Origin of the sequence: Spongiactinospora gelatinilytica (assembly GCF_003236385.1) — a bacterium.
GTDB classification, from domain to species: Bacteria; Actinomycetota; Actinomycetes; order Streptosporangiales; family Streptosporangiaceae; genus Spongiactinospora; species Spongiactinospora gelatinilytica.
In genome coordinates this window covers 1-25,312 of record NZ_POUA01000065.1, presented here as the reverse complement: position 1 = coordinate 25,312, position 25,312 = coordinate 1, and the positions used below count along the sequence as shown (strand labels likewise).

At 70.0% G+C, this 25,312-nt stretch carries 25 protein-coding genes; 16 read left to right on the top strand and 9 right to left on the bottom strand.

Annotated features, from left to right (window positions below; all coding sequences use genetic code 11):
• From C1I98_RS11355 to C1I98_RS11340, 4 genes are all read right to left on the bottom strand, one after another.
• Window positions 1-753, bottom strand: a 753-nt coding sequence (locus C1I98_RS11355) for a protein kinase family protein (protein ID WP_199536865.1), incomplete at its 3' end; no start/stop codon positions are given.
• A gap of 377 nt (window positions 754-1,130) precedes the next feature.
• A complete protein-coding gene (gene murJ, locus C1I98_RS11350) occupies window positions 1,131-2,732 on the bottom strand; it encodes a murein biosynthesis integral membrane protein MurJ (protein WP_111167128.1) in 1,602 nt (533 codons plus the stop codon).
• A gap of 25 nt (window positions 2,733-2,757) precedes the next feature.
• A complete protein-coding gene (locus C1I98_RS11345; protein WP_111167127.1) occupies window positions 2,758-5,049 on the bottom strand; it encodes a DUF6049 family protein in 2,292 nt (763 codons plus the stop codon).
• 116 nt (window positions 5,050-5,165) lie between these two features.
• On the bottom strand, window positions 5,166-5,708 hold the full coding sequence (locus C1I98_RS11340; protein WP_111167126.1) for a YbaK/EbsC family protein: 543 nt from the start codon (window positions 5,706-5,708) through the stop codon (window positions 5,166-5,168).
• Between the two features lie 143 nt (window positions 5,709-5,851).
• Between C1I98_RS11340 and C1I98_RS11335 the strand changes: the two genes are divergently transcribed.
• On the top strand, window positions 5,852-7,288 hold the full coding sequence (locus tag C1I98_RS11335) for a CCA tRNA nucleotidyltransferase (RefSeq protein ID WP_111167125.1): 1,437 nt from the start codon (window positions 5,852-5,854) through the stop codon (window positions 7,286-7,288).
• Window positions 7,289-7,300: 12 nt separating this feature from the next.
• On the opposite strand, the gene C1I98_RS11330 is transcribed toward C1I98_RS11335, so the two are convergent.
• Entirely contained in the window at window positions 7,301-8,605 is a 1,305-nt protein-coding gene (locus C1I98_RS11330) for an MFS transporter (protein ID WP_111167133.1), read from the bottom strand.
• Window positions 8,606-8,708: 103 nt separating this feature from the next.
• Here C1I98_RS11330 and idi point away from each other — a divergent pair, with 103 nt between their 5' ends.
• Window positions 8,709-9,290 carry an isopentenyl-diphosphate Delta-isomerase gene (gene idi, locus C1I98_RS11325; RefSeq protein WP_111167124.1) on the top strand — a complete coding sequence of 194 codons (582 nt, stop codon included), beginning with the start codon at window positions 8,709-8,711 and terminating at the stop codon, window positions 9,288-9,290.
• A 70-nt stretch (window positions 9,291-9,360) separates the two neighbouring features.
• On the opposite strand, the gene C1I98_RS11320 is transcribed toward idi, so the two are convergent.
• Both C1I98_RS11320 and C1I98_RS11315 read right to left on the bottom strand, forming a co-directional pair.
• Window positions 9,361-10,440, bottom strand: coding sequence for an inositol-3-phosphate synthase (locus tag C1I98_RS11320; RefSeq protein WP_111167123.1), 1,080 nt, complete (start codon window positions 10,438-10,440; stop codon window positions 9,361-9,363).
• Between the two features lie 17 nt (window positions 10,441-10,457).
• The gene (locus C1I98_RS11315) at window positions 10,458-11,165 is read right to left on the bottom strand and encodes a PadR family transcriptional regulator (protein ID WP_111167132.1); all 708 of its coding nucleotides are present in this window, start codon (window positions 11,163-11,165) and stop codon (window positions 10,458-10,460) included.
• 157 nt (window positions 11,166-11,322) lie between these two features.
• Between C1I98_RS11315 and C1I98_RS11310 the strand changes: the two genes are divergently transcribed.
• From C1I98_RS11310 to C1I98_RS11295, 4 genes are all read left to right on the top strand, one after another.
• Window positions 11,323-11,703: a DUF5318 family protein gene (locus tag C1I98_RS11310; RefSeq protein ID WP_111167122.1), complete on the top strand. Its 381-nt coding sequence runs from the start codon at window positions 11,323-11,325 to the stop codon at window positions 11,701-11,703.
• Between the two features lie 556 nt (window positions 11,704-12,259).
• The gene (locus C1I98_RS11305; protein WP_158557994.1) at window positions 12,260-14,695 is read left to right on the top strand and encodes a transglycosylase domain-containing protein; all 2,436 of its coding nucleotides are present in this window, start codon (window positions 12,260-12,262) and stop codon (window positions 14,693-14,695) included.
• Window positions 14,696-14,714: 19 nt separating this feature from the next.
• Entirely contained in the window at window positions 14,715-16,178 is a 1,464-nt protein-coding gene (locus tag C1I98_RS11300; RefSeq protein WP_111167120.1) for a glycosyltransferase family 87 protein, read from the top strand.
• A gap of 1 nt (window position 16,179) precedes the next feature.
• Window positions 16,180-17,385 (top strand): mannosyltransferase family protein, encoded by a 1,206-nt coding sequence (locus C1I98_RS11295; RefSeq protein ID WP_233507694.1) that lies wholly within the window; start codon window positions 16,180-16,182, stop codon window positions 17,383-17,385.
• A 99-nt stretch (window positions 17,386-17,484) separates the two neighbouring features.
• On the opposite strand, the gene C1I98_RS11290 is transcribed toward C1I98_RS11295, so the two are convergent.
• A complete protein-coding gene (locus C1I98_RS11290; RefSeq protein WP_199536864.1) occupies window positions 17,485-18,240 on the bottom strand; it encodes a deoxyribonuclease IV in 756 nt (251 codons plus the stop codon).
• A gap of 131 nt (window positions 18,241-18,371) precedes the next feature.
• Between C1I98_RS11290 and C1I98_RS11285 the strand changes: the two genes are divergently transcribed.
• Window positions 18,372-18,551: a hypothetical protein gene (locus C1I98_RS11285; protein WP_111167119.1), complete on the top strand. Its 180-nt coding sequence runs from the start codon at window positions 18,372-18,374 to the stop codon at window positions 18,549-18,551.
• Window positions 18,552-18,572: 21 nt separating this feature from the next.
• Here C1I98_RS11285 and C1I98_RS11280 read toward each other — a convergent pair whose 3' ends face one another.
• Window positions 18,573-18,884, bottom strand: a complete 312-nt coding sequence (locus C1I98_RS11280) for a hypothetical protein (protein ID WP_111167129.1) — start codon at window positions 18,882-18,884, stop codon at window positions 18,573-18,575.
• A 278-nt stretch (window positions 18,885-19,162) separates the two neighbouring features.
• On the opposite strand from C1I98_RS11280, the gene rpsF reads away from it, so the two are divergent.
• From rpsF to C1I98_RS11235, 9 genes are all read left to right on the top strand, one after another.
• The gene (gene rpsF / locus C1I98_RS11275) at window positions 19,163-19,453 is read left to right on the top strand and encodes a 30S ribosomal protein S6 (protein WP_111167118.1); all 291 of its coding nucleotides are present in this window, start codon (window positions 19,163-19,165) and stop codon (window positions 19,451-19,453) included.
• A 103-nt stretch (window positions 19,454-19,556) separates the two neighbouring features.
• Window positions 19,557-20,120, top strand: coding sequence for a single-stranded DNA-binding protein (locus C1I98_RS11270; protein WP_111167117.1), 564 nt, complete (start codon window positions 19,557-19,559; stop codon window positions 20,118-20,120).
• Between the two features lie 75 nt (window positions 20,121-20,195).
• On the top strand, window positions 20,196-20,432 hold the full coding sequence (rpsR, locus tag C1I98_RS11265; RefSeq protein WP_061256131.1) for a 30S ribosomal protein S18: 237 nt from the start codon (window positions 20,196-20,198) through the stop codon (window positions 20,430-20,432).
• Window positions 20,433-20,446: 14 nt separating this feature from the next.
• The gene (rplI, locus tag C1I98_RS11260) at window positions 20,447-20,893 is read left to right on the top strand and encodes a 50S ribosomal protein L9 (RefSeq protein WP_111167116.1); all 447 of its coding nucleotides are present in this window, start codon (window positions 20,447-20,449) and stop codon (window positions 20,891-20,893) included.
• A 94-nt stretch (window positions 20,894-20,987) separates the two neighbouring features.
• The gene (locus C1I98_RS11255; RefSeq protein ID WP_111167115.1) at window positions 20,988-21,812 is read left to right on the top strand and encodes an SAM hydrolase/SAM-dependent halogenase family protein; all 825 of its coding nucleotides are present in this window, start codon (window positions 20,988-20,990) and stop codon (window positions 21,810-21,812) included.
• Between the two features lie 113 nt (window positions 21,813-21,925).
• Entirely contained in the window at window positions 21,926-22,816 is an 891-nt protein-coding gene (locus C1I98_RS11250; protein WP_111167114.1) for an ABC transporter substrate-binding protein, read from the top strand.
• Complete coding sequence (locus tag C1I98_RS11245; protein WP_111167113.1) at window positions 22,813-23,895, top strand: amino acid ABC transporter permease; 1,083 nt, start codon at window positions 22,813-22,815, stop codon at window positions 23,893-23,895. Before C1I98_RS11250 ends, C1I98_RS11245 begins: the two co-directional genes overlap by 4 nt.
• Window positions 23,892-24,626, top strand: a complete 735-nt coding sequence (locus C1I98_RS11240) for an amino acid ABC transporter ATP-binding protein (RefSeq protein ID WP_111167112.1) — start codon at window positions 23,892-23,894, stop codon at window positions 24,624-24,626. The genes C1I98_RS11245 and C1I98_RS11240 overlap by 4 nt, the downstream gene beginning before the upstream one ends.
• A gap of 298 nt (window positions 24,627-24,924) precedes the next feature.
• Entirely contained in the window at window positions 24,925-25,266 is a 342-nt protein-coding gene (locus tag C1I98_RS11235) for a VOC family protein (protein ID WP_111167111.1), read from the top strand.
• Window positions 25,267-25,312: the final 46 nt, after the last annotated feature.

Below are 25,312 nucleotides of genomic sequence, written 5' to 3'. Positions count from 1 at the left end.
CAGCGCGTCGGCGACGTCGGCCGGGCTGACCAGCGGCTTTTGGCCGCGCAGCGCCGCGGGCAGGGCGGCCCTGACGGTGATGCCGTCGAGGTAGCCGGGGATGCCCGCGGTGACCTGGCGGGGCGTGCAGATCTGGCCGTCGGGCGTGGTGGGCGCGGGCGGGAGCCCGACCGGGCCGTCGCTCGTGCCCGGCCAGTGTCCGGTGAGGCCGGCGTAGAGCAGCCTGCCCAGCCCGGCGGCGTCGTCGCCCGCCGGATCGTCGCTGCTCAGGTCGCCGAGCGCGGCGTCGATGCCGACGCCGAGGACCTTCACCGTGCTGCCCGAGGTCCAGATCAGCTTGGACGGACGCAGGCACAGGTGGGCGAGCCCGGCCTCGTGGGCGTGGGCCAGGGCCTCGGCCGCCTCGGCGACCAGCGCGGCGGCCCGCTCGGGTTCGAGGGGGCCGGCGGCCAGCAGGTCGGCCAGCGTCTCGCCGGTGACCCACTCGCTGACCACGTAGGAGAGCTGTTCTTCCTCGGCGGCGTCGAAGACCTGGGTCAGTCGTGGGTCGGACAGCCGGCTCGCCGCCCGCGCCGCCATCACGACCTCGCTCGTGCGGGCGTAGGAGTCGCTGAAGGTGTGGACCGCGACCGGCCGGGCCAGTACTTCGTCGATCGCCTTCCACAGGATGGCGCCGTCCTGCTCGGCGACGCGATCTTCGACGCGGAACCGCTCCGCCAGCTTGGTGCCGGGCTCTACTGCGGGCGCGCTCATGCGGCGTTCACCAGTCCGTCGGAGGTCGTGGCGCGAGGAGCGGGCCACAGGGGGCACCCGGAACGCGCAGGAATCGCGAGAATGCCGCCATGGGACGACCTTGCCGACAAAGCCGCTGACAAAGCGGGCAAATCACCATGGCTGTACCACACGGGCAAGGCAGGGATCAAAGCAGGCATATCGCCGTACGTCCTGCCATGCCGGTTGGATGCGCCCACGCCCCTCCTGCTTCCATTCCGCGCTTATCGGGCACCATCGTAGTGCGGTACCCGTTTCTTTCGTGTTCCTTCGGAAACCATCGGCCCCACGTGCCTCAGGCCCCCTGAACAAGACGTGCGAGGGGTGCCGCCGGGTTCACCGGAACCCCGACTTCCTCATCAACGACCTACCCGTCCTGCGACAAGTCCAACGAGGGAACCCACCTCGGGGATGCGCGCCCGGTGCGCGACCACGAAGTACAGCAGCATGCCGAGCCCGCCTCCGGCCGCCAGGATCACCAGCGAACTGACCGCGGTCAGCCCGGCCCAGCGCTCGCCGCCCCAAAGGACGGCCAGGGCCAGGCCCGCCGTCGGCAGCGCCACCAGGTACATCCTGGTCAGCGCGCCGGCCACCCGCCTGCCGTCCAGGCCGCCGACCTTGCGGCTGGCCCGCACCCAGGCGAACCCGGCACCGGTCATGTAGGAGACGGTGTACGAGCAGGCCAGCCCCAAGACGATATAGCGATCTGGGAGCACCACGTAAGAGACCAGGCTGAGCAGCGCGTTGACCGCCACGTTGCCGGCCGCCAGGAACGCGGGCGTGCGGGTGTCGCCGAAGCTGTAGAACACCCGCAGCAGTAGCTGGAAGATCGAGAACGGCACCAGCGCCAGCCCGAAGATCTGGAGCACGTTGCCGATGTAGATCGCGTTCGAGATCGTCATGTTGCCGTGCCCGAAGATCACCACGGCCACCGCCGGACCGAGCACCATCAGCAGCAGCCCGGCCGGGATGATCACCGAGCAGACCAGCCGCACCCCCGAGGCGAACTCCTCGCGCACCTGGCCGAGCTGCCCGTCGGCGACCGACCGGCTCATCCTGGGCAGCATCGCCGTGATCACCGAGACCGCGATCACCCCGTAGGGCAACTGGAAGAGCTGGTAGGCGTAGGCGTAGGCGGAGTTTCCCGCGCCGGGCACCCGGTCGCCCGCGCCGGTGGCGAGCTTGGTGGTGACCCAGAAGCCGAACTGCATGATGCCGACGTACGCGAACGTCCAGGCCGCCGTCCGGCCCATCTCGCCGAGCCCGACGCCCCGAACCCCGAACCTCGGCCGGAACCGGAACCCCGCCCGGTGCAGCGAGATCACCAGGGCGAGGCACTGCACGACGATGCCCGCCGTGGTGCCGATGCCGAGCAGCGCCAGGTCGGAGGCCGTCGCCGCCTCCACGGACGATCCGGCGCCGCTCACCACCAGGTACAGCAGGCCGACCACGATCATGACCAGGTTGTTGAGCACCGGTGCCCACATCGGCGCGGCGAACCGGTCACGGGCGTTGAGGATCGCCCCGGCCAGCGCGCCGATCCCGAAGAACGCGATCTGCGGCAGGATGAACCTGGCCAGCGTGATCGCGGCCTCCCGCTTGGCACCGGTCCAGTCGTCGGTGTAGAGGTCCACGATCAGCGGGGCGAGCAGCACGGACACCACCGCGGCCACGCCGAGCAGCAGGATGGCGAACGTCATCAGCCGCTGTTCGTAAGCGGTGCCGCCGTCCGGGTCGTTACGCCGCGCGCGGACCACCATCGGCACGATCACGCTGCTCAGCACCCCGCCGATGAGCAGCTCGAACAGGATGAGCGGGATCGTGTAGGCCACGTTGTACGCGTCGCCGAGGGCGGCGGTGCCGATCGCCGCGGCCAGCACCGCCGTACGCAGGAAGCCGGTGACGCGCGACACCATCGTGCCCGCGGCCATGATCGCGCCCGCGCGCAACAACCTGCTCATCGGTCACGGTCCTCCAGGTTCGGTGTCACGCGGGGGGTCCAGGGCGCCGGCCGCTGACCCGCTCGGCGCGCTCTTCCGTGCCCTCGGGCAACGGGGACGCCGGGGGCCGCGCGACCGGCTTCGTCACGTCGGCCGTCTGCTCGGCCGATTGAGAAGCAGATTGGGAAGCCTGCTGAGCGGGAGCCGATCGAGCGGGAGCCGGCTGAGCCGACCCCGCAGGGGCCCGCCGCCGCCCGGCCCTGCGCCGGCGCATCATCCGCAGCGCCACCGCCGCCAGCATGACCGACAGCGCGCCGCCCACGATCACCAGCGCGATCCCGGCATAGCCGGTGGTGCGCACGGTCAGCTCGATCGGGGGGCCGTACCGCTTGCCGGACTCCGTGCGAAGCTGCACCGTGACCGTCGTCTCACCGCTGACGTGCGAGGTCAGCGGCACCTGCACGGTCTGGCTGCCCCGCGGGGAGATCTGGATCGCCCGCGAGAAGTCCTTGATCTCCAGTTGCCGCGGACTGGTCGACTTGACGTCGATGCGCAGCGCGACCGTTTTGTTCAGTGAGTTGTGGACGCTGATCGGCACCACGCCGTTGTCCCCGGCCAGCGTGCGGGGCTGCTCGGTGCCGGTGATCGCGACCTCTTCGATCTGGTCGGACACCGCCTCGTCGATGTGCTCGACGGCGGTGCGCGCATCGCCGGTCTTGCCGCGCCAGGCCGAGGACGCCAGCCGCAGCAACGGACGCTCGAACCCGTGCCGGTCGTTGGCGTCGTCGGTGACGTCGGCGGTGAGCTGGGCCTGACGTTCGGTCCTGCGCACCGAGGCCAGGTAGCCCTTGCCCAGCTCCTCGCGGCGGTCTTCGTCGGTGTAGGTCAGCCCGACGCGCGCCGTCCGCGGGGCGGTGGGCTTGATCGAGGTGATCGACACCGGGCTGAGCCAGGGCAGTTTGGCGGTACGGCCGAGCAGTCCGCTGACGAACGCCGGATCGGGATGCCACTGCCGGGACGGCGCGGCCACGACGGTCCGGCCCTTCTGCGGGGCCTCGGCGGTGATCATCGCGGTCTCGGCCAGGAAGCGCTGCTTGGCCAGCAGGTCGGCACCGGGCACGGCCACGTCGGAGGAGAGGATCTCACTCAGCGTCTGGTCGGCCACCAGCGCGGTGACCGGCCCGTTCACGGACGAGATCGTGGCCGCCGCGTCGGGGGTGGTCGTCGCGGACGGCGCGGCCGGGAGGTTGCCCTGGTCGAGCAGGACGGTCTTGACCCCGCCCACCGCCAGCTCGTCCAGCGCGTCGAGGTCGAGCGCGCCGGACACCGGCCAGTTGAGGTCGGTGGGCACCGCCCGGCCGAGCATCGACTGCGCGACCTCCGCGCCCGTGGTGAGCGCGCCGCGGGTCACGCCGTCCAGCCCGCGGTGGACCAGCGCCGCCACGTCAGGGTCCGCGTACGGGGTGGCGAACACGCTCGCCTTGGCCAGCGCGGTACGCATCCCGGCCAGCCAGGGGGCGGCGGCGGGCTCGGCGGGGCGCTGCTTGCGCTCGTCGCCGGTGTCGACCGTGTAGTCGCGAGCCATCGCGTTGACGTCGTCCAGCAGCGCCGGATCGACCAGCCAGCTCACGCCCTTGGCGGTGGCCGAGCCGCGTACCAGCGCGAGCATGTCGGCCAGCCGGCCGCCCTCCGCCAGCCCGCCGCGCAGGTCGTCGTTGAGGAACGTCTGGTCCACGCTGCGGCGCGGGCGCTGGTCCAGCACCGGCAGCACCACCGCCAGGCGGGTGCGGGCGACCCGCTCGTCTTTTGGCGCGTACACCACGAACGTCCGCTGGATCGCCACCGTCTCCTGGTTCGGGCCGAGCACCTCCACCGCCAGCGGGTAGACTCCGAACCGCCACATCTCGATGATGGCGGGGGTCACACTGAACTCCCACTGCTGCTTCGCGCCCGCCGCGAGCACCGGGACCTGGGTGAAGCGCGTGATGGACCCCCGGTCCCGCCAGGTCATCAGGCCCTCGGCGTAGGACTCCATCTCGCTGCGCCCGGCGAACGGCTGGCCGGAGTAGCGGAGCTGGATCCGCAGGCCGGCCTGCGGCGCGCCGGTGGTGTTGGTGTAGGTACCGGAGATCTTGATCTCCTGGTTGCGCTCGCGCGGGGTGTCCGGGGAGATCGACTCGATCACGAGCGGCGGCGCCTGCCGTACGGACACGGCGGACGCCGTGGACACCGAGGACGCCGCCGCCGCTGGTACGGCCAGCAGCGCGGCGGTGACGGTGGTGAGCAGAGCCTTGACGATCACGTGCCTGCCCGGGTCGGTGTACGGCGCACGCCGCAATGCTATGGCCTTTGCGCGGCCGGATCGGGTCGAGACGGACGTTGAGACCGACTCAATGAGCCCTTTTCCACCGTCGTCCCACCGTCTCCGGCGAACGTCGGTTCGCCCGGGCACGCTCAGCGCGGCAACGAGTGCGACGCACGGTGCCGGTGTGACAGGGACGACCGGCCGCGCGCGGCCAGATCGAGCCGTTTGCCGCCGGCCAGCGTCAGCAGATCGCGGGCGCGCAGCGACAGCGCGGTGCGCCGCTCACCGGTCGGAGTGTGCACCAATGTGTCTCCGGGCAGCTCGCGGTGGAGGCGTTCGTCGATCAGCAGTGCGAGGTCGTCGGGCAGCAGCAGCGGGCACACCAGCCCGGCGGCGTAGCGGGTGGCGGAGTTGACGATGAACGCCGGGGCGGGCGACACCTTGCGCGCCCCGAGCAGGGTGCCCACCATCGCGGGCCGGGGCGGCGTGGCGACGGACGACAGCACCGCGACGGGATCGAGACCGACCCGCGTGTCCACCTCGAAGACCGTGACCTCAAGGCAGTGGGCCGCGTCCGCGTGCATGATCTCGGGAAGCTCACCGGCGCACGTCAGGGCTCGCGGAAGGCGTACGATCTCATGATGGACCTGGTGTGCGAGGAGCCAGCGGTGGATCGCGAGGGCGTCCTTCATCTCTGCGCTCCTTGCCTCGTGGCCCGACCCCCTACGGTCCGCAGGTCGACCGTATTCTGGTGATCGCCGACGGTGTGTCTCCCGCGGATGACACCAGCAATGGCCCGGGGGAACATCCTCCGTAACCGAAGGACCTACCCAGCTTGTCCGAATCGAATCTGACCGCCGGCCAGCAGCGCGGCCTCGACGCGCTGCTCCGCCGCATCCCGCCCGTGGCCGACGAGCTGGGCGAGCTTTTCGCCGCGCGCGGGCACGAGCTGGCCCTCGTCGGCGGCCCGGTACGCGACGTCTTCCTCGGCCGGGTCGGCAACGACCTCGACCTGACCACCGACGCCAGGCCGGAACAGGTCCTCGAAATCGTCCGCGACTGGGCCGACGCGGTGTGGACGATCGGCATCGACTTCGGCACCGTCGGCGTGCGCAAGGGCGGCCGGCAACTGGAGATCACCACCTACCGCAGCGAGTCCTATGACCCGCAGTCGCGCAAGCCCGAGGTCATGTACGGCGACAGCCTCGACGACGACCTCGCCCGCCGCGACTTCGCGGTCAACGCGATGGCGGTACGCCTGCCCGAGCACACCTTCGCCGACCCGTACGGCGGGCTCGCCGACCTCGCGGCCAAGATGCTTCGCACGCCGGGCCCGCCCGAGCGGTCCTTCGACGACGACCCGCTGCGTATGCTGCGCGCCGCCCGCTTCGCCTCCCAGCTCGGCTTCGACGTCCACCCGGCCACCTTCGCCGCGATGCGCGGCATGGTCGAGCGGATCGCGATCGTCTCCGCCGAGCGCATCCAGGCCGAGCTGGACAAGCTGATCTGCGGCGCCCACCCGCGCCGCGGCCTTGAGCTGCTGGTCGACTCCGGCCTGGCCGCCCACGTACTTCCCGAGCTGCCCCGGCTGCGCCTGGAGATCGACGAACACCACCGGCACAAGGACGTCTACGAGCACACCCTGATCGTGCTGGAACAGGCCATCGCGCTGGAGGGTGACGGTGGCTGTGACCGGGTGCTGCGCTGGGCCGCGCTGCTGCACGACATCGGCAAGCCCAAGACCCGCAGGCACGAGCCGGGCGGGCGGGTGTCCTTCCACCACCACGAGGTGGTCGGCGCGCAGCTCACCAAGAAGCGGCTGATCGCGCTGAAGTTCCCCAAGGACGTCGTGGCCGACGTCTCCCGGCTGGTGGAGCTGCACCTGAGGTTCCACGGGTACGGCACCGGCGAGTGGACCGACAGCGCGGTGCGCCGCTACGTACGCGACGCCGGGCACCTGCTGGACCGGCTGCACAAGCTGACCAGGGCCGACTGCACGACCCGCAACAAGCGCAAGGCGCAGGCGCTGGCCCGCACCTACGACCACCTGGAGGAGCGGATCGCCCGGCTGGCCGAGGAGGAGGAGCTGGCCAAGATCCGCCCGGAGCTGGACGGCAACGAGATCCAGCAGGTGCTCGGCATCGCGCCGGGGCCGCTGGTGGGCAGGGCGTACAAGTTCCTGCTGGAGATGCGGCTGGACCAGGGCATGATCGGCAAGGAGGCGGCCACCGCAGCCCTGCTGGAGTGGGCCAAGGACAACGCGGTGTCCTGACCCGCCCCCCGCTCAGGCGCTCTGCGGGATCTTCGGCTTGGGGTTGTCGCCGGTCGGCGTGACCATCCGGTAGACCAGGGCGCCGAGCACGTAGCCCGCCGCGATGAGGCCGAGCACCGGATAGGACTTGCCGTTCGCCGGGAGCAGGGCCGCGGCGAAGGCGGCGGCCAGCACGTACATGCCGTTGAAGAGCATGTCGTAGAGCGAGAAGACGCGGCCCAGGTAGGCGTCGGCGATGTCGCGCTGCACGACGGTGTCGGCGCAGATCTTCACGCTCTGCCCGGCGATGCCGAGCACGAAGCCGGCGACCGGCATGCCCCACTCCTGGAAGGGGGCGACCACCGCGAAGCCCAGTACGCCCGCGGCGGTGAGGACCATCGGCACCCAGGTGGTGATGCCGAACCGCTCGGTGGCCCACGGAGTGATCAGCGCGGCCCCGAAGTAGCCGACGCCGGAGGCGCCGAGGACGAGCGCCACCCCGGCGAGCGCCTTGTCGGGATCGTTGACGGTGAAGTGGTACCGGTACAGCATGATCAGCATCGCGGTGCACATGCCGTACACGAACCGGTGGGTGGACATCGCGCCGAGCGCGGCGGCGGCGGCGCGGTGGTGGGCCACGTGCCGCAGGCCGTCGATCAGGCCGCGCACCACGTTGCGCAGCGCCTCGCGGGTCTGCGGGCGGTCGGGGTCGTACGCCGGGCCGAGCAGCCCCCTGGCCATGGTGGCCGCGATCCCCGCGGCCAGCGCGAAGGCCACCCCCGAGATCACCAGCAGCGGCGCGGTGCCGGGGTGCCCGGACCCGAAGACCAGCCGCAGCAGGTAGCCCGCGCCCGCGCCGACGAAGGTCACCACCGTGCCGGACGTCGGGGTGACGGCGTTGGCCATCATCAGCTTGTCCCTGGACACCACGTGCGGGAGCGAGGCCCCGAGCGCGGCCAGGAAGAACCGGTTGACGGCGAGCACGCCGAGGGCCACGACGTAGAACCACGCGTCGGGCCCGCCCGTGGCGACCAGCGTGGCGGCCAGGAGCAGCAGGACGCAGCGGATGATCGGGCCGATCACCAGGATCTGCCGCCGGGACCACCGGTCGATGAAGACCCCGGCGAACGGGCCGAGCACCGAATAGGGCAGGAGGAGTACGGCGAGGCCCGTGGCGATCTGGACGGCGTTGGTCTGCTGTTCGGGGCTGAAGAACGCGTAGCCGGCGACTCCGAACTGGAAGATCCCGTCGGAGAACTGCGACACCAGGCGGGTGGCGAAGAGGCGCCTGAAGTCCCGTTCTACAAGGACGGCCCGCAGATCGGAGGCGAAAGACACCACGCCAGCCTACGTTGCCGGGCGGCGGCCCACATCCGGGACAACCCCGTAGTCCCCCTAGGGGGAGGGGTCCCTCAGGTGATCACGTACTCTCAAACGCGTGATGACCGATGAACTGGTTGTGTTGGTGGATCGCGAGGGCAACGCGACCGGTATCGCGCCGAAGGCGTCGGTACATGGCCCGGACACACCGCTCCACCTGGCCTTTTCCAGCTACGTCTTCGATCGCGCCGGGCGGGTGCTGCTGTCCAGGAGGGCCGCCCACAAGGTCACCTGGCCGGACGCCTGGACGAACAGCTGCTGCGGCCACCCGATGCCCGGCGAGCCGCTGGACGCGGCGGTCACCCGCCGGCTGTCCTATGAGCTGGGGCTGGACGTCGAGCGGGTGGACCTGATGCTGCCCGCCTTCTCCTACCGGGCGGTGATGGACAACGGCATCGTCGAGCACGAGCTGTGCCCGGTCTACCGGGTGATCGTGGCGGCCGAGGCGGTGCCCAACCCCGAGGAGGTCGGGGAGGTGGAATGGATGCCGTGGCCGCGGTTCGCCGACGACGTCATGAGCGGGCGGGTCACGATCTCGCCCTGGTGCCGGGAGCAGGTGCCGCTGCTGAACGCACTGGGCGACGACCCACTGGCCTGGGCCCCCGCCGACCCGGCCGCGCTGCCCGCCGCCGCCCGGCCCTGACATGAAGGCCTGACATGAAGGCCTGACATGAAAGAGAGCCCTCCGAGGAGGGCTCTCTCAGGAACAACGGTCAGCGCTCGACCTCGCCGCGGATGAACTTCTCCACGGCCTCGCGGGCGACGTCGTCGGAGTACTGCTCCGGCGGCGACTTCATGAAGTAGGACGCCGGCGACAGCAGCGGGCCGCCGATGCCGCGGTCCAGGCCGATCTTGGCGGCGCGGATCGCGTCGATGATGATGCCCGCGGAGTTGGGGGAGTCCCAGACCTCCAGCTTGTATTCCAGGTTGAGCGGAGTGTCGCCGAACGACCTGCCCTCCAGCCTGACGTAGGCCCACTTGCGGTCATCGAGCCACGGCACGTGGTCGGAGGGGCCGATGTGGACGTCTCCCTTGCCCATCTCGCGCGGGATCTGCGAGGTCACCGACCGGGTCTTGGAGATCTTCTTGGACTGGAGGCGGCTGCGCTCCAGCATGTTCATGAAGTCCATGTTGCCGCCGAAGTTGAGCTGGTAGGTGCGCAGCAGCTCGACCCCGCGGTCTTCGAACAGCTTGGCCATCACCCGGTGCGTGATCGTCGCGCCGACCTGGGACTTGATGTCGTCGCCGATGATCGGCACGCCCGCCTCGGTGAACTTGGCGGCCCACTCGGGGTCGGAGGCGATGAACACCGGCAGCGCGTTGACGAACGCCACCTTGGCGTCGAGCGCGCACTGCGCATAGAAGCGGTCGGCCTCCTCCGAGCCCACCGGCAGGTAGGACACCATGACGTCGACCTTGTTGTCGCGCAGCACCTTGACCACGTCGACGGGCTTCTCGTCGGACTCGTCGATGATCTCCCGGTAGAACTCGCCGAGACCGTCGTAGGTCGGGCCGCGCTGCACGGTGACGCCGGTGGGCGGCACATCGCAGATCTTCACCGTGTTGTTCTCGCTGGCCACGATGGCCTCCGAGAGATCACGCCCGACCTTCTTGGCATCGACGTCGAAGGCGGCGACGAACTCGACGTCGCTCACGTGGTAGTCGCCGAATCGCACATGCATAAGGCCCGGTACCCGGCTGGCCGGGTCGGCGTCCTTGTAGTAATGCACGCCTTGCACCAGCGACGCGGCGCAGTTGCCGACTCCGACAATCGCTACGCGCACCGAACCCATGGCACTCGCTCCCTTACTCAATGATCTGTATCCGTGGCCCTTGCCGGGCCTTCATCGGCGTCAGTCCCCGCGTTGGCCGCCGGGCCGCCCGTGGTCTCCCGTCCGGTCTCGTGTCCGGTTTCGTGGTGTACGCCCCGCCCTGGGGTGCTCGACTCCGTGCCGCCCGGCCCGCCGCGCCGTTCGGTGGCGATCAGCTCGTTGAGCCAGCGCACCTCGCGCTCGACGGACTCCAGGCCGTGCCGCTGAAGCTCCAGCGTGTAGGCGTCCAGCCGCTCCCGCGTGCGGGCGAGCGCGTTACGGACGCCCTCCAGCCGCTCCTCCAGCCGGCTCCTGCGGCCTTCGAGGATGCGCAGGCGCACCTCGGCCTGCGTGTGCCGGAAGAACGCGAAGTGGACCCCGAAGCTCTCGTCTTCCCAGGAAGACGGCCCGGACTGCGTCAGCAGGTCCTGGAGCCGCTCCTTGCCCTCCGCCGTCAGCTTGTAAACGATCTTGGAGCGGCGGCCGGCGAGTGGCGCGACCGGCTCGGCCGGGGCGGGCTCCTCCTCTGCGATCAGCCCGTCGTTGAGCAGCGAGCGCAGGCAGGGATAGAGCGAGCCGTAGGAGAACGCACGGAACATGCCGAGCAGCGCGTTCAGCCGTTTCCGCAGCTCATAGCCGTGCAGTGGGGTTTCGTGCAACGACCCGAGAACGGCGAGCTCCAAGACGTTGCTTCGGCCGCCGACCATGGAACCCACCCCTCTCGCATGATGTATCGAACCGATACATCTGAAGGATACGTCGCCGCGGCATACCTTGCAACGACCAGGGTGGCGACCAGGGGTGACCTTCACTTCTGCCCCAAGAGGTTGGGAGCAATCGGGAAAAAGCCGTAGTCTGGCGCACATGTGGTCACAGCGAGCGGTCGTTGACTACGGCCTTGCGAAGCGAGCGACGGTTCGCTCGTTGCGCACGGGCCGGACGTCTTTCGACGACGTTTGTGACGCACATCCCTATCTGCTGCGGGCCGCACGGTTCCACGGGGAGGCGACCGACCGGCCCTGTCCGGTGTGCGAACGGCAGAACGTGACCCATGTGACCTATGTGTACGGGGACGAACTGGGCCGCTCGGTAGGCCGGGTAAAGAGCACGTCAGACCTGGCCGAGATGGCACACGAATACCGTGAATTCCGCGTGTACGTGGTAGAGGTCTGCCAAGGTTGTGCTTGGAATCATCTGGCGGTCTCGTTCGTCCTCGGAAATGGTGATCCGCCGACCGAGTCCTGAGCCGAGAATGCCGGGTGACGCCCACCGCCTGTCGCTGGCCGTCGCCACACCCACATCGCCTGACTGAACGAGGACGCGCGTGAGTTACAGCAGCTATGGCCCGGAGCCGACCGGAGGGCCCGCCCCCCACGGGGCCCCGTCGCCGTCGGCTCGCCAGGGACGTCGCCACCGTACCGCCCAGGCGAGCGCATCCGCACCACATAACGGCTCGGCCGCTCAGCCGCCGGCGCGTGAGCCCGGCGGGCAAGGCGGGGGACAGGAGCCCGGGGGCCGGCGTCGCCAGGCTCCGCCGCCCGGGCGTACCGGGCAGCAGCCGGCCCAGCGCGCGGGCCGCAGGGCCGAGGCCGAGTTCGAGGACACCCAGGCGATGATGGCGGCGGCCGCGGCCGGCCAGGGCGGACCCCCGCAGCCTCCCCGCAGGCCCGGTGGGCCGGGAGGTCCCGGAGGTCCCGGCCGGCCTGAGGGACCCGGGGGCCGAGGTGGTCCCGGCGGACCGCGAGGCGGGCCTCCCGAGGATGGCGACACCAGGCTGTCGCGTACGGGGCGCAACCGGTCGGTGGGCCCGGACCGGCCCGAAGGACCACGCGGACCCGGCCGGGGCGGTCGCGGGCGCGGTGGTGGCGGCCGGGGCGGCGACGACGACGGACGCGGGCGACGGCGCTCCTCCGGCGACGAGCCGGGCAAGAAGAGCTGGAAGCGGTTCATCCCGAGCTGGAAGATCCTGATGGCCGGCAGCGCGGTGATCGCGGCCGGTGTGTTCGGCATGATCGCGATCGCGTACGCCAACACGACGCTGCCCACCGAGAAGGACTACCAGGAGTCCGCGGTGGCCCAGGGCAGTGTCTTCCAGTACGCCAGCGGGAAGACGTTCGCCAAGATCGGCACCAAGCGCACCATCGTCAAGATCAGCGACGTTCCCAAGCACGTCCAGGACGCGGTGATCGCGGCGGAGAACGACACGTTCCGCCAGGACGTCGGGATCAGCATCCCCAGCATCGCCCGGTCGGTGTGGATGACCGTGACCGGGCAGCAGCTCCAGGGCGGTTCGACGATCACCCAGCAGATGGCCCGCAACTACTTCGAGGGCCTGAGCCGGGAGGTCGCGATCAAGCGGAAGGTCAAGGAGATCTTCGTCGCGATCAAGCTGGACCGCGAATGGGACAAGGACAAGATCCTTGAGTACTACCTGAACACGATCCCCTTCGGCCGCAACACCTACGGCATCGAGGCCGCCGCCCGCGACTTCTTCCGCAAGGGCGTCAAGGACCTCACCATCGCCGAGGGCATGTACCTGGCCGGCCGCATCCAGCGGCCCGGCGACTTCGACAGGTACGAGTCGCAGGGCAAGTACGCGGCCACCATGGAGCGGTTCGAGTACGTGCGCGGCCAGATTCCCAAGGTCGATCCCGCGTACGCAGCCCAGGTCGCGAACCTGAAGTTCCCCAAGCCCAAGAAGCGGCGCATCGCGGAGGAGTACTCGGGCGCCGAGGGCTACATGCTCAACATCGTGCAGCGCGAGCTGGAGAAGGACTACGGCATCACCAAGGATGAGCTGCAGGGCGGCGGCTACATCATCAAGACGTCGTTCGACCCGGCCGTGATGACCGCGGCCAAGCGCGCGGTGGAGTCGCGGACCCAGGCGTTCGACGCCACCGTCCACACCAGCCTCGCCGCGGTCGACCCGAGGAACGGCCGGGTGGCCGGCTTCTACAGCGGGCGTGACTTCCTGCGCGACTACAACAACCGCGCGTTCGACGCCGCCAAGCAGGCGGCGTCCGCGTTCAAGCCCTACGTGCTCGCGGCCTGGCTGAACAGCGACCGCGCACTGAGCAGCCTGATCAGCGGCAAGTCCCCCTACAAGGCGAAAGGGACCAACGCGATCGCCAACGCCGGTGGCACGTCCTTCGGCACGATCGATCTGGTGAAGGCGACCGCCCAGTCGGTGAACACGGTGTTCGTGCAGATGGGGGAGAAGGTCGGTCTGGACGCCGTCGCCGAGATCGCCAAGAAGGCCGGGGTCGGGGAGCGGGCCAAGGCCACGCTCAAGGAGAACTCCGTGGACTGGGCGGTCAAGAACCACGGCTACGCCACCACCATCGGCAGCGCCACGGTCACCGCCGTGGAGCAGGCCAACGGCTACGGCATCTTCGCCAACGGCGGCAAGCACTTCGACTGGCACACCGTGGTGGAGGTCAAGCAGCGCGACCGCGACACGGGCGGCAACCGCCTGGTGTTCAAGGAGCGGCTCAAGAGCCTCGACGTCATCTCCGCCGAGGCCGCGGCCGACGCCACGTACGCGATGACCCGGGTCGTCCTGGGGGGCACGGGCTCGGCGGCCAACCTGGGCGCGCGTCCGGTCGCCGGCAAGACGGGCACGAACAACGAGTCCAAGGACGCGTGGTTCGTCGGGTACGCCCCGCAGCTCTCCGCCGCCGTCGGGATGTACCGGGAGGTGCCGGCCGACGCCAAGACCGGCAAGAGGCTGCCGTACAACCCCAAGACCGGCAGGCCGCTGAACAAGCGGAAGAAGAACTACGTGATGGTGGAGGAGCCGCTGCCCGGCGCGATCGGCGGTGGCGGCGTTCCGACGCAGATCTGGCACGACTTCATGGCCGAGGCCCTGAAGGACGCCGAGATCGAGCAGTTCCCGCCGCGGGCCAACGTCGGCACGCCGGACAACATGGCCCCGGTTCCGCCGCCGACGCCGACGCCCGACCCCGAGGAGTCCATGGAGCCGGACGACCCGACCGGCGAGGACGGCTGGCCGCCGGTCGAGGAGGACCAGATGCCGCAGGACCCGCCGCAGGAGGACGGCTACCCCGACGACTCGGGCTGCGCCGAGAACGACCTGTTCTGCGACGCCAACGCGCAGACGCCGGAGGAGTCGGGCAGCGCCGGCGACGGCGGCGGACCTGGCGAGCGGGACCGGCCGCCGTCCGGGCAGATGATGCCGAGCACAGGGCCGAGCGGTCGCTCCGGCGGCGATCGATGAGCGGGCCGGCGGACATCGCATGAGCATCGAGGACGAGCGCGGGCCCGATCCCGCCGCCGAGCGTGAGCGTGAGCCTGCCGCCGCGCGTGGGACCGAGCCCGATTCCGCCGCGGAGCGTGGGCCGGCGGACGGGCCGGGGTTGAAGGACGCCGGGGCGGTCACCGTGCTGGGGGCGCGGGCGCTGCCGTACCTCCCGCTCGCGATGTTCGCCACGTTCGGCGCGCTGCTCGCGTACCTCTGGAAGTGGCCGTGCCGCTTCGGCGGCGCGTGGAACGACGGCACCCTCCAGTTCACGAACTTCTGCTACACCGACATCTATCCCCTGTACTTCGGCCGCGGCCTGGCCGACGGCAAGGTGCCCTACTTCGCCGAGGTGAAGGACTTCGCCGACCACGTCGAGTACCCGGTCGTGCTCGGCTGGGTGATGGACCTGGTGGCGCGGGTCACCTCGGTCGTGGCCGACGGGGCGTCCCGGGCGGCGACCTTCTACGACCTCACCGTGCTGCTGATGGCCGCCTGCCTGGTGGGCGGCGTGCTGATGATGGCCAGGCTGGCCGGGCCGGACCGTCGCTGGGACGCGCTGTGGTACGCCGTCGCGCCCGGGGTGATCCTCGGCGCCTACATCAACTGGGACCTCGCCGCGGGCGTGCTGTCCCTCGGCGCGCTGCTGGCCTGGTCCCAGCGGCGGCAGGTGCTCGCCGGGGTGCTGCTCGGGCTGGCCATCGCCACCAAGTTCTACCCGCTGATGTTCATCGGCGCGCTGTTCCTCCTGACGCTCCGGACGTTCGAGTGGCGGCCGTTCCTGCGCACGATGGCCGCGACGGCGGGCGCGTGGCTGGTCGTCAACGTGCCGGTGATGATCTTCGCCTTCGACGGCTGGAGCCGCTTCTACGTCTTCAGCCAGGAGCGCGGCGCGGACTGGGGGTCGCTGTGGTTCTTCTTCCAGCAGCGCGGCTGGCCGGTCCTGGGCGATCCCGAACGGCTGAGCATCATGGGCGTCGCCTCGCTGGCGCTGATCTGCCTGCTGATCGCCGCGCTGGCCCTGACCGCCCCGACCAGGCCCCGGCTGGCGCAGTTGTGCTTTCTCACGCTGGCCGCGTTCATGCTGACGAACAAGGTGTGGTCGCCGCAGTTCGTGGTGTGGCTGGTGCCGTTCGCGGTGCTGGCCCGGCCCAACTGGAAGCCGCTGGCCCTCTGGCAGGTCGCCGAGATCTGGTACTTCTTCGCCATCTGGCTCTACCTCGTCGGCCTCCAGGAGGGTAACGCGCATCTGGGCATCACCGCCGACACCTACTTCACCGCCGTGTGGGGCCGCGCGCTGACCATCGTGATCATGATGGCCTTCGTCGTGCGCGACATCATGCGCCCCGAACACGACCTGGTACGGCAGGGCGGCGTGGACGATCCCTCAGGTGGCGTGTTCGACGGCGCTCCCGACAGGTTGCGGCTGACGGGCACCGGAATCGGCCTGCGGACCGCGTAGCGTGTCGCTGGCCGGCTCAGCCCCACCCACTGTCGAACCTTCGGAGGCGCCGCCCCCTGGGCCCGGTGAGACGGCCTTCTACCAGGCCCTCACACTGTGGATCGGTTCACGGCTGGGCATCGTCCTGCTGACCGTGATGGCCGGCGGGATGGTCTTCGCGGGGGAGGGCAAGCCCCTGCTGGAGCGCTGGCGAGCCTGGGACGCCAACCTGCTGATCGTCATCGCCGAGTACGGCTACGACGGCGAACCCGGCAAACCCAACGACGCCGGACTTCCCGCGTTCTTTCCCGGCATGCCGCTCATGTTGCGGTTGGTCCATCCGATCGTGTCCGAATGGACGCTGACCGGCATCCTGATCTCGCTGGTGGCCGGGGGCGTGGCGGCGGTCGCGCTGGTACGGCTGGGCGACCACGAGGGGGCCGAGGGCACCGGCTGGCGAGCCCTGCTCATGCTGTTGCTCTGCCCCACCGCCGTGTTCCTGTTCGCGGGGTACAGCGAGGCGTTGTTCCTGGCCTTCGGCATCCCGGCGTGGCTGGCCGCGCGGCGCGGGAACTGGCCGGCCGCCGGACTGCTCGGCGCGGGCGCGTCGTGCGTGCGGATCACCGGGCTGTTCCTGGCGCTGGCGCTGATCGTGGAGTACTTCACCGGGCCGTGGCGGGCCGCGCGCGGCGGCTCGCCGTACCGGCAGACCATCGCCTGGCTGCTCGCGCCGTTCGTGCCGCTCGCGCTGTACTCGGCCTACCAGTACGGCAGGACCGGCGACTGGCTGGCCTGGAACCACGCCCAGGAGGCGGGCTGGGGCCGCAGCCTGGTCATGCCGTGGGAGGCGTGGGCCACCACATGGGCGTCGGCGGCCGGGGACGGGCAGTTCGCCTGGGCGTTCCGGATGGAGATCGCCGGAGCGGTGGTCGGCGTGGCGTTCACGCTCTGGCTGCTGGTCCGGCGCAGGTGGAGCGAACTCACCTACGTCGGACTCCAGGTGGGCGCGCTGGTGTGCTCGGCGTACTACCTGTCCATCCCGCGCTCGGCGCTGCTGTGGTGGCCGCTGTGGCTGGCGCTGGCCCGGGCCGCCACCCCGCGGAAGGACCCTGGGGACGGCTGGGCCGAACCGCTGCGGCCGGGCCTGCTCGTCTTCTACGCGCTGGTGGCGGGGCCGCTGATGGTGCTCAACACGCTGACCTTCCTGAAGGGCGGCTGGGCGGGCTGACCGGCGGAAACGCGGGCTTACCCACTTTCGGGCCACAGTAATCCAGATAAGTTATCCACAGGCTGTGGACTAATCCACCTGTGGATAAAGTGCTGTGGATCAGAGGTTCTTGCGCAGGAAGGCGATGTCCTCGGCCTGCCCGGCGCCGGGAGTCTCCACGACGATGGGCGCGCCCGCCGCGCGGCAGACCGCGAGCAGGGCCTCGGGGTCGATCCGGCCCGCGCCCAGGTTGGCGTGCCGGTCGGCGCCCGAGCCGAACGCGTCGCGCGAGTCGTTGCAGTGGATCAGGTCGATCCTGCCGGTGATCGCCTTGACCCGCTCGACCAGGCCCAGCAGTTCCTCACCGCCCGCGTGCGCGTGGCAGGTGTCCAGGCAGAACCCGACGTCGAAGCCGTCGAGTGCCTCCCACAGCCGGGCGATGCGGTCGAGCTTGCGGGCCATCGCGTTGTCGCCGCCCGCAGTGTTCTCGATCAGCACCGGGATCGGGCAGTCCATCCGCTCGAAGACCTTGCGCCAGTTGTCGAACCCGTCCTGGGGATCGTCGCTCTTGTTCAGGTGGCCGCCGTGCACGATCAGGCCCTTGGCCCCGATGTCGGCCGCCGCCTGCAGATGCTGGGTCAGCAGCTTGCGGCTGGGGATGCGGATGCGGTTGTTGCGGCTGGCCACGTTGATCACGTAAGGCGCGTGGACGTAGACGTCGAGCCCGGAGCCGGCCAGGCCGGCGGCCTTCTCCGGCGCCTGCGGGGCCTTGTAGCTCTGGGGATCGCCGAGGAAGAACTGCACCACCTCGGCGTCGACCGCCGCGGCCGCGGCGGCAGGGTCCTCCTGATCGACATGCGCACCGATTCGCACCATGAAACCGAGCGTAGCCGACACCTGTGATCGGCCGTCCCGTGTTTCCCGACGGCGTTCGGCGGCAGGGTTTCGCGGCGGTACGGCGGGGCAGTCGCCAGCGCGAGTTCCCCCCACCCTCAAGGAGACCAAAGGTGGCGCTCTACCGGAGAGGCATCAGCCTGATCGGGCTCATCTACATTCTGGTCGGCCTGTACGTCGCATGGGTCTACGACTACATCACGCCCGCGTTCCTGCGGGAGCTGGCCGAGGCGCTGCTGGCGATCTTCCTGTGGTTCCTCGTCCTGCTCGGGGTCGATCTGAAGATCGGCTAACCGCGCTGGTCACGGGCCAGGTCAGGGGACGAAGCCGCCGTGGTAGATACCGAGCGAGACGCCCACGAAAGCCGCCACGATGCCGACGATGTTGACCGACCGCTCGGCCGTGGTCGCGGAGACGTACTGGGAGTACAGGCCGCCGCCGAAGCCGAGCGCGCCCACCCAGGACGCCAGGATGTGCGCCTCGGAGACGAAGCCCGTGACGAAGGCCACGAGCCCGCACACCAGGGTCGCCACGCTCAGCGTGTTCTCGATCGGATGACTGACCCCGTCGGTGTTCAGTGTGAGCCGGAACGGCCTGCTCTTCGACGGGCTGAGCAGATGGGGCATCGAGGCCACCCCCTCTAGGCAATCCTTCGGTAACGAGCGTTCCCGCGCCGGGGCCGGCGCAATCCACGAGCCGGGCTGCGGGAAGGTGGCGATCGTGCGCCGGGCACGTCATCGCTGCTGGTAGCCTGGTACGGCTGCGTGTGCCGGGCGTGCTGCCTTCAGCACCGCCGCCGGCCCGCCGGTGGCGCGCTGGAAGCGTCCCCGGCGCGAAGCGCCAGCGTCCTCCTGTCACGGCACCGTGTCGTGACCGCAACAGTCCGAAGGAGGCTCGAAGCCGCATGCGTCGATACGAAGTGATGGTCATCCTCGACTCGTCGCTGGACGAGCGTACCGTGACCCCGTCCCTCGACCAGTTCCTCGCCGTGGTCCGCAACGACGGTGGCACCGTGGAGAAGGTCGACGTCTGGGGCCGTCGCCGGCTGTCCTACGACATCAGCAAGAAGCCCGAGGGCATCTACGCGGTGATCGACCTGACCGCGGAGCCCGCCACGGTCAAGGAACTCGACCGTCAGATGAACCTCAACGAGGGCATCCTGCGGACGAAGGTCCTGCGTCCGGACGCGCACTAGGCTCCCCCGGCCCCCTGGCGGTTCACCGGTTTTTGTCGGTCGCCCGCCGTACGCTGGGGCTACATCCGAAGCGAAGCCGTGCAGCAGGAAGGCAACTCGAGCCATGGCAGGCGACACCCAGATCACCATCGTCGGCAACCTGGTCGACGACCCCGAACTGCGCTTCACCCCCACGGGGACGGCTGTGGCGAAGTTCCGCATCGCGTCCACCCCGCGCTTCCTCGACAAGCAGTCCAACGAGTGGAAGGACGGCGAGGCGCTCTTCCTGACCTGCAACACCTGGCGGCAGGCGGCGGAGAACGTCGCGGAGAGCCTCCAGCGCGGAATGCGGGTCATCGTCCAGGGCCGGCTGCGCCAGCGGTCCTATGAGACGAAGGAAGGCGAGAAGCGCACCGTCTACGAGGTCGAGGTCGACGAGGTCGGCCCGTCTCTGCGTAACGCGACCGCCAAGGTCAACCGCACCTCCCGGCAGGGCGGCGGCGGCTTCGGCGGCGGCCCCGCCGAAGACCCGTGGGCCACGGCCAGCCCCACAGCGCCCGCCGGTGGTGGCGGCGGCTTCGGCGGTGGCAACCAGGGCGGTGGCGGCGGTTACGGTGGCGGCAACCAGGGCGGCGGCTTCGGCGGCGGCCAGGGTGGCGGCGACTTCACCGACGAGCCCCCCTTCTAGCCCTCGGCACCCTCTTACCGACCAATCCGATGACCATTCCCGCCCTCGCGGCGGGGCTCTGAGAGGAGCACCACGATGGCCAAGCCGGCATTGCGCAAGCCGAAGAAGAAGGTTTGCCTGTTCTGCCACGACAAGATCTCCTACGTCGACTACAAGGACACGGCGCTGCTGCGGAAGTTCATCTCCGACCGCGGCAAGATCCGTGCCCGCCGGGTGACGGGCAACTGCACCCAGCACCAGCGCGACGTGGCGACCGCGATCAAGAACGCCCGTGAGATGGCCCTGCTGCCCTACACGAGCACCGCTCGCTAAGGAGGTCCAGACCGATGAAGCTCATTCTCACCAGCGAGGTTTCCGGCCTCGGCGCTCCCGGTGACGTCGTCACGGTCAAGGACGGCTACGGGCGCAACTACCTGCTGCCGCGCGGCTACGCGATCAAGTGGACGCGTGGTGGCGAGAAGCAGATCGCCACGATCAAGAAGGCGCGGTCCACCCGGGAGATCCGCGACCTCGGCACCGCCCAGGAGGTCGCCGCGCGGCTCAAGTCGCTGCGCGTGACGCTGAAGACGCGGGCCGGCGAGTCCGGCCGCCTGTTCGGTTCGATCACCACCGGTGACGTCGCCGACGCCGTCAAGTCCGCGGGCGGCCCCGACCTCGACCGCCGGCGCATCGAGATCACCAACACGATCAAGAGCACCGGCTCGCACCGGGTGTCCGTGCGGCTGCACCCCGAGGTGTCCGCCGCGCTCGACATCGAGGTGGTCGCCGGCTGACGGCGTGCCTTCCCGGATACATCATTAGGCCAAGGCCCTTCCCCGGTGTGGGGGAGGGCCTTGGCGCTTTCCGGCCACCTCGTATGCTCGCCCTGTGTTCGTCAGCCTCTCCACCGACTTCGGGGCGGCCTCCACGGCCACCTGCGCCGGAGTCGTCCACTCTCTCGCGCCCGGGGCGACCGTGCTGGTGCTCAGCGACGAGATCACCAAGTACCAGATCGTCGAGGGCGCGATGCTGCTCCGGCGCGCGCTGCCGTACCTGCCGGTGGGGGTGCACGTCGGCATCGTGGACCCGGGGGTCGGCACCCCACGGCGACCGATCGCGGTGGAGACCGCCCGCGGCGACGTGCTCGTGGGGCCGGACAACGGGCTGCTCGTCCCGGTGTGCGAACCGCTCGGCGGCATCGAGGCGGTGTACCGGCTGGACAATCTCGACTACCGGCTGCCCAGAGTGTCCAGCACCTTCCACGGCAGGGACATCTTCGCCCCCGCCGCGGCGCACATCGCGCTCGGCGTCGAACTCCGCTCGCTGGGCGCCGAACTTCCCCCCGACGAACTGGTCCGGCTGGACATCCCCGCGCCGCGGGTCTCGGCGGGGGAGATGGTCGTGCCGGTGCTCTACATCGACGAGTTCGGCAGCCTGATCCTCGGCGGCGAGCGGGGGCACCTGGACGAGGCGTTCGGGCTCGGCGACGAGTACGGCGCGCGGCTGGAGGTCGGCTGGACCGACGACTCCGGCGAGACGCGGACCGTCACCATGCCGTTCCAGCACACCTTCGGCGCGGTGCCGCGGGGGCACCTGCTCTGCTACGAGGACTCCTCGGGGTGGCTCGGCGTGGCCGTGAACCAGGGGTCGGCCGCTCTGGACCTGATGCTCGGACCTGGGGATGTGGTCACGGTACGGGAGAGCCGGGGATGATTGGTGGCTCACCGATCGGAATAGTGGGTTTGTGGTACCCAGACCGCTGGATGCGGGGGCGCTGAGTCTAGACTCTTGGACGTTCGCGCAGGGCAATTCCCCCGGAGGCCGTCATGGTCCGTCGTTCCCCCATGCCGTTCGCGCTCGGCGCGCTGACGACGGCTGCGGTGGCGTGCGCCGTGGCGTGCGCGCCGGTCGACCGGACCCAGGCCACGGCGACGGGATCCGGCGGCGGGGCGAGCCCGTCGGCGTCGTGCGGCAAGGACGCGCCGGCCCTGAAGACGCCGGGCAAGCTGACCGTCGGCACCGACAAGCCCGCCTACGACCCGTGGTTCAAGGACGACGATCCGGCCAACGGGCAGGGCTTCGAGAGCGCGGTGACGTACGCGGTGGCCGAGGGGCTGGGGTTCGCCAAGAACGAGGTCGAGTGGGTCTCCGTACCCTTCGACTCGGCGTTCGCGCCGGGGGCGAAGAAGTTCGACTTCGACGTCAACCAGGTGTCGATCACGCCGCAGCGGGCCAAGGTGGTCGACTTCAGCAAGGGCTACTACACGGTCGAGCAGGCCGTGGTGGCGGTGGAGGGCTCGAAGATCGCGGGGGCCAAGGACATCGCGGCCCTGCGGGACGCGGTCATCGGGGTCCAGGTGGGGACGACATCGCTTCAGGCCGTACAGGACGTGATCAAGCCGGCCGCCGAGCCCAAGGTCTACAGCCAGCAGGTGGACGCGGTGAACGCGCTGAAGAACAAGCAGGTCGAAGCCATCGTGGTGGACCTGCCCACGGCGTTCTACGTGACGGCGGCACAGGTGGAGAACAGCAAGATCGTCGGCCAGTTCGGGGCGGGCGGGGCGACTCCTGAGGAGTTCGGGCTGGTCTTCGAGAAGGGCAGCCCGCTGGTCGGGTGCGTGGACCAGGTCATCGGCAAACTCCGCGAATCGGGCACCCTGGACAAGATCGAAAACCAGTGGCTGGGCTCCGCGGTGGGCGCACCCGACCTGTCATGACCGGCCCGGAACCCGAGGACCACGGCCAGGACTCCGGACCCGCCGACCGGAGCATCGAGGCCGACGGCGAGGGCTGGGACGCCGAGCCGGACGACCGAGGTGCCAAGGGCAGTGGTTGGAGTGACCAGGGTGACGGGCGCGACGCTGGGGCTGACGGCTCGGGGCTTGCGGGCGAGGGGTGGAGCGGCACGGGAGGCGGCTCAGGGGACGAAGGGAGTGGCGCTGCTGGAGGCGGTCGTGCGCGGGGGTGGGTGAAGAGTCCCCGGCAGATCGAGCGGGAACGTCAGCGGCGGCGGCGTGCGCTGCGGTCGGGGTCGGTCGCGACCGCGTCGACGTTCGTGTTCCTGGTGCTGGTCGCGCTGGTGGTCACCAACGCGCCCGGCTGGGAGCGGGTGCGGGAGACGTTCTTCGACGGCGAGGTGTTCGCCGCCGCGCTGCCCGACGTACTCGCCGGGTTCTGGAACAACGTCAAGATCTTCCTGATCGCCGAGCCGCTGATCCTGCTGACCGGACTGCTGATCGCGATGATACGCCAGCTCAGCGCCCCCATCTTCTTCCCGCTCCGCGCGCTGGCCGTGGTCTACGTGGACGTGTTCAGAGGCGTACCGACGCTGCTGATCATCCTGCTCATCGGGTTCGGCCTGCCGGCGCTGGAGCTCCAGGGTGTGCCGAGGGACGGGATCACGCTCGCCGTCATCGCGCTCACCCTGTCCTACAGCGCCTACGTCGCCGAGGTCTTCCGGGCCGGCATCGAGACCGTCCACCCGAGCCAGCAGGCGGCGGCCCGCTCGCTCGGGCTGTCCCACGGCCAGGCGATGCGGTACGTCGTACTCCCGCAGGCCGTACGCCGGGTGGTGCCGCCGCTGCTCAACGACTTCGTGTCGCTGCAGAAGGACACCGGCCTCGCCTCCACGATCGGTGTCATCGAGGCCATCCGGCAGGCGCAGATCTACGCGGGACGCGACTTCAACTACACGCCCTACCTGGTGGCCGCCCTGATGTTCATCCTGCTCACCATCCCGATGGCCCGCTTCACCGACCTCCTCGCGGCACGTGCCAGAAGGCGGCGGGGCGCATGACCGCGCTGCTCGGCGTCGAGGGCGTCTGGAAGCACTACGGCGACCACAGCGTGCTGCGCGGCGTCGATCTGACGGTCGAGTCACACCAGGTGGTGTGCCTGATCGGCGCGTCGGGTTCGGGCAAGTCGACGCTGCTGCGATGCGTCAACCTGCTGGAGACGGTGGACGACGGCGCCATCTACCTCGACGGCGAGGAGGTCACCGCCGTCCGCACCGACCCGGACGACGTGCGCAAGCGGATCGGGATGGTCTTTCAGTCGTACAACCTGTTTCCGCACATGACGGTACTGGAGAACATCTGCCTCGCGCCGCGGAAGGTCCACCGGGTGGGCCGGGCCCAGGCGGAGGCCCGCGCCCGGGAACTCCTGGCCCGCTTCGGCCTCGCGGACAAGGCGGGCGCCTACCCGGACCGGCTGTCCGGGGGGCAGCAGCAGCGGGTGGCCATCATCCGCGCGCTGGCCCCGGGGCCCCGCCTGATGCTGCTGGACGAGATCACTTCCGCGCTGGACCCGACGCTGGTGAGCGAGGTGCTCAATGTCGTCAGGGAACTGAAGGAAGGGGGGATGACCATGGTCCTGGCGACGCACGAAATGACCTTCGCCCGGGACATCGCGGACACGGTCGGCTTCCTGCACAACGGCGTCCTCCTCGAACACGGCCCCCCAGAGGTCATCTTCACCGAGCCCCGCCACCCGGAGACCAGGGCGTTCCTGAGCAAGATCCTTCCCTGAGGCGCAGCGCGCCGCCTCCGGCAGGGCGACGCGCTCCACGCGCCCAATCGCCTTCGCTTCGCTCAGCCGTGCTCTCTGCTGTCGGGCTTCGCCCGACGTGGGTGGTCGTCGTGTGCCGGATGCCCTGGTCCTGGCCCAGATTGGTTACGGCAGGCGCACCTATCGCCGCCCCGCCGTGCTCGGCTGAGCTTTGTGCCCGGCGTTTCGCGTACGTCGTGGCCCCTCGCCGTACCTCGCACCGGCCATTCGCTGACGAGCGTAGCGGGGCGAAAGGCAGGGAACTTCTTAGAATCGGCGCATGGCACTTGATCTGTTCGCAGGGATTCCGGTGGTCGACTACGCGGCTGCCCTGGAGTGGTACGAACGGCTGTTGGGGGGTCCGCCCGCGTTCTTGCCGAATGATGTCGAGGCCGTGTGGGAGTTGGCGGAGCATCGGTATGTGTACGTCGAGAAGCTGCCCGAGCACGCCGGGCATGCGATGCACACGATCTTTGTGGACGATCTCGACGCCCGGGTGGCGGGGATCGCCGAGCGGGGGATCGAGCCGGTGAATCGGGAGACCTATTCCAACGGCGTGCGCAAGGTCACCTACCGCGACCCCGACGGGAACGAGATCGGCTTTGGTGGTGCTCCGGTCTGACCATTACTCACCCCAGGGGCAGGTAGACGGGGCGGGCGGCCTGGCG

What these genes read in the sequence shown, in the direction of transcription:
- C1I98_RS11315 (WP_111167132.1), bottom strand. Translation starts at nt 11,165, where the DNA reads ATGGTCGGCGGCCGAAGCAACGTCTTGGAGCTCGCCGTTCTCGGGTCG.
- rpsF (WP_111167118.1), top strand. Translation starts at nt 19,163, where the DNA reads ATGCGTCGATACGAAGTGATGGTCATCCTCGACTCGTCGCTGGACGAG.
- C1I98_RS11280 (WP_111167129.1), bottom strand. Translation starts at nt 18,884, where the DNA reads ATGCCCCATCTGCTCAGCCCGTCGAAGAGCAGGCCGTTCCGGCTCACA.
- C1I98_RS11245 (WP_111167113.1), top strand. Translation starts at nt 22,813, where the DNA reads ATGACCGGCCCGGAACCCGAGGACCACGGCCAGGACTCCGGACCCGCC.
- murJ (WP_111167128.1), bottom strand. Translation starts at nt 2,732, where the DNA reads ATGAGCAGGTTGTTGCGCGCGGGCGCGATCATGGCCGCGGGCACGATG.
- C1I98_RS11300 (WP_111167120.1), top strand. Translation starts at nt 14,715, where the DNA reads ATGAGCATCGAGGACGAGCGCGGGCCCGATCCCGCCGCCGAGCGTGAG.
- C1I98_RS11340 (WP_111167126.1), bottom strand. Translation starts at nt 5,708, where the DNA reads ATGAAGGACGCCCTCGCGATCCACCGCTGGCTCCTCGCACACCAGGTC.
- C1I98_RS11270 (WP_111167117.1), top strand. Translation starts at nt 19,557, where the DNA reads ATGGCAGGCGACACCCAGATCACCATCGTCGGCAACCTGGTCGACGAC.
- C1I98_RS11320 (WP_111167123.1), bottom strand. Translation starts at nt 10,440, where the DNA reads ATGGGTTCGGTGCGCGTAGCGATTGTCGGAGTCGGCAACTGCGCCGCG.
- C1I98_RS11250 (WP_111167114.1), top strand. Translation starts at nt 21,926, where the DNA reads ATGGTCCGTCGTTCCCCCATGCCGTTCGCGCTCGGCGCGCTGACGACG.
- C1I98_RS11240 (WP_111167112.1), top strand. Translation starts at nt 23,892, where the DNA reads ATGACCGCGCTGCTCGGCGTCGAGGGCGTCTGGAAGCACTACGGCGAC.
- idi (WP_111167124.1), top strand. Translation starts at nt 8,709, where the DNA reads ATGACCGATGAACTGGTTGTGTTGGTGGATCGCGAGGGCAACGCGACC.
- C1I98_RS11310 (WP_111167122.1), top strand. Translation starts at nt 11,323, where the DNA reads ATGTGGTCACAGCGAGCGGTCGTTGACTACGGCCTTGCGAAGCGAGCG.
- rplI (WP_111167116.1), top strand. Translation starts at nt 20,447, where the DNA reads ATGAAGCTCATTCTCACCAGCGAGGTTTCCGGCCTCGGCGCTCCCGGT.
- C1I98_RS11290 (WP_199536864.1), bottom strand. Translation starts at nt 18,240, where the DNA reads ATGGTGCGAATCGGTGCGCATGTCGATCAGGAGGACCCTGCCGCCGCG.
- C1I98_RS11235 (WP_111167111.1), top strand. Translation starts at nt 24,925, where the DNA reads ATGGCACTTGATCTGTTCGCAGGGATTCCGGTGGTCGACTACGCGGCT.
- rpsR (WP_061256131.1), top strand. Translation starts at nt 20,196, where the DNA reads ATGGCCAAGCCGGCATTGCGCAAGCCGAAGAAGAAGGTTTGCCTGTTC.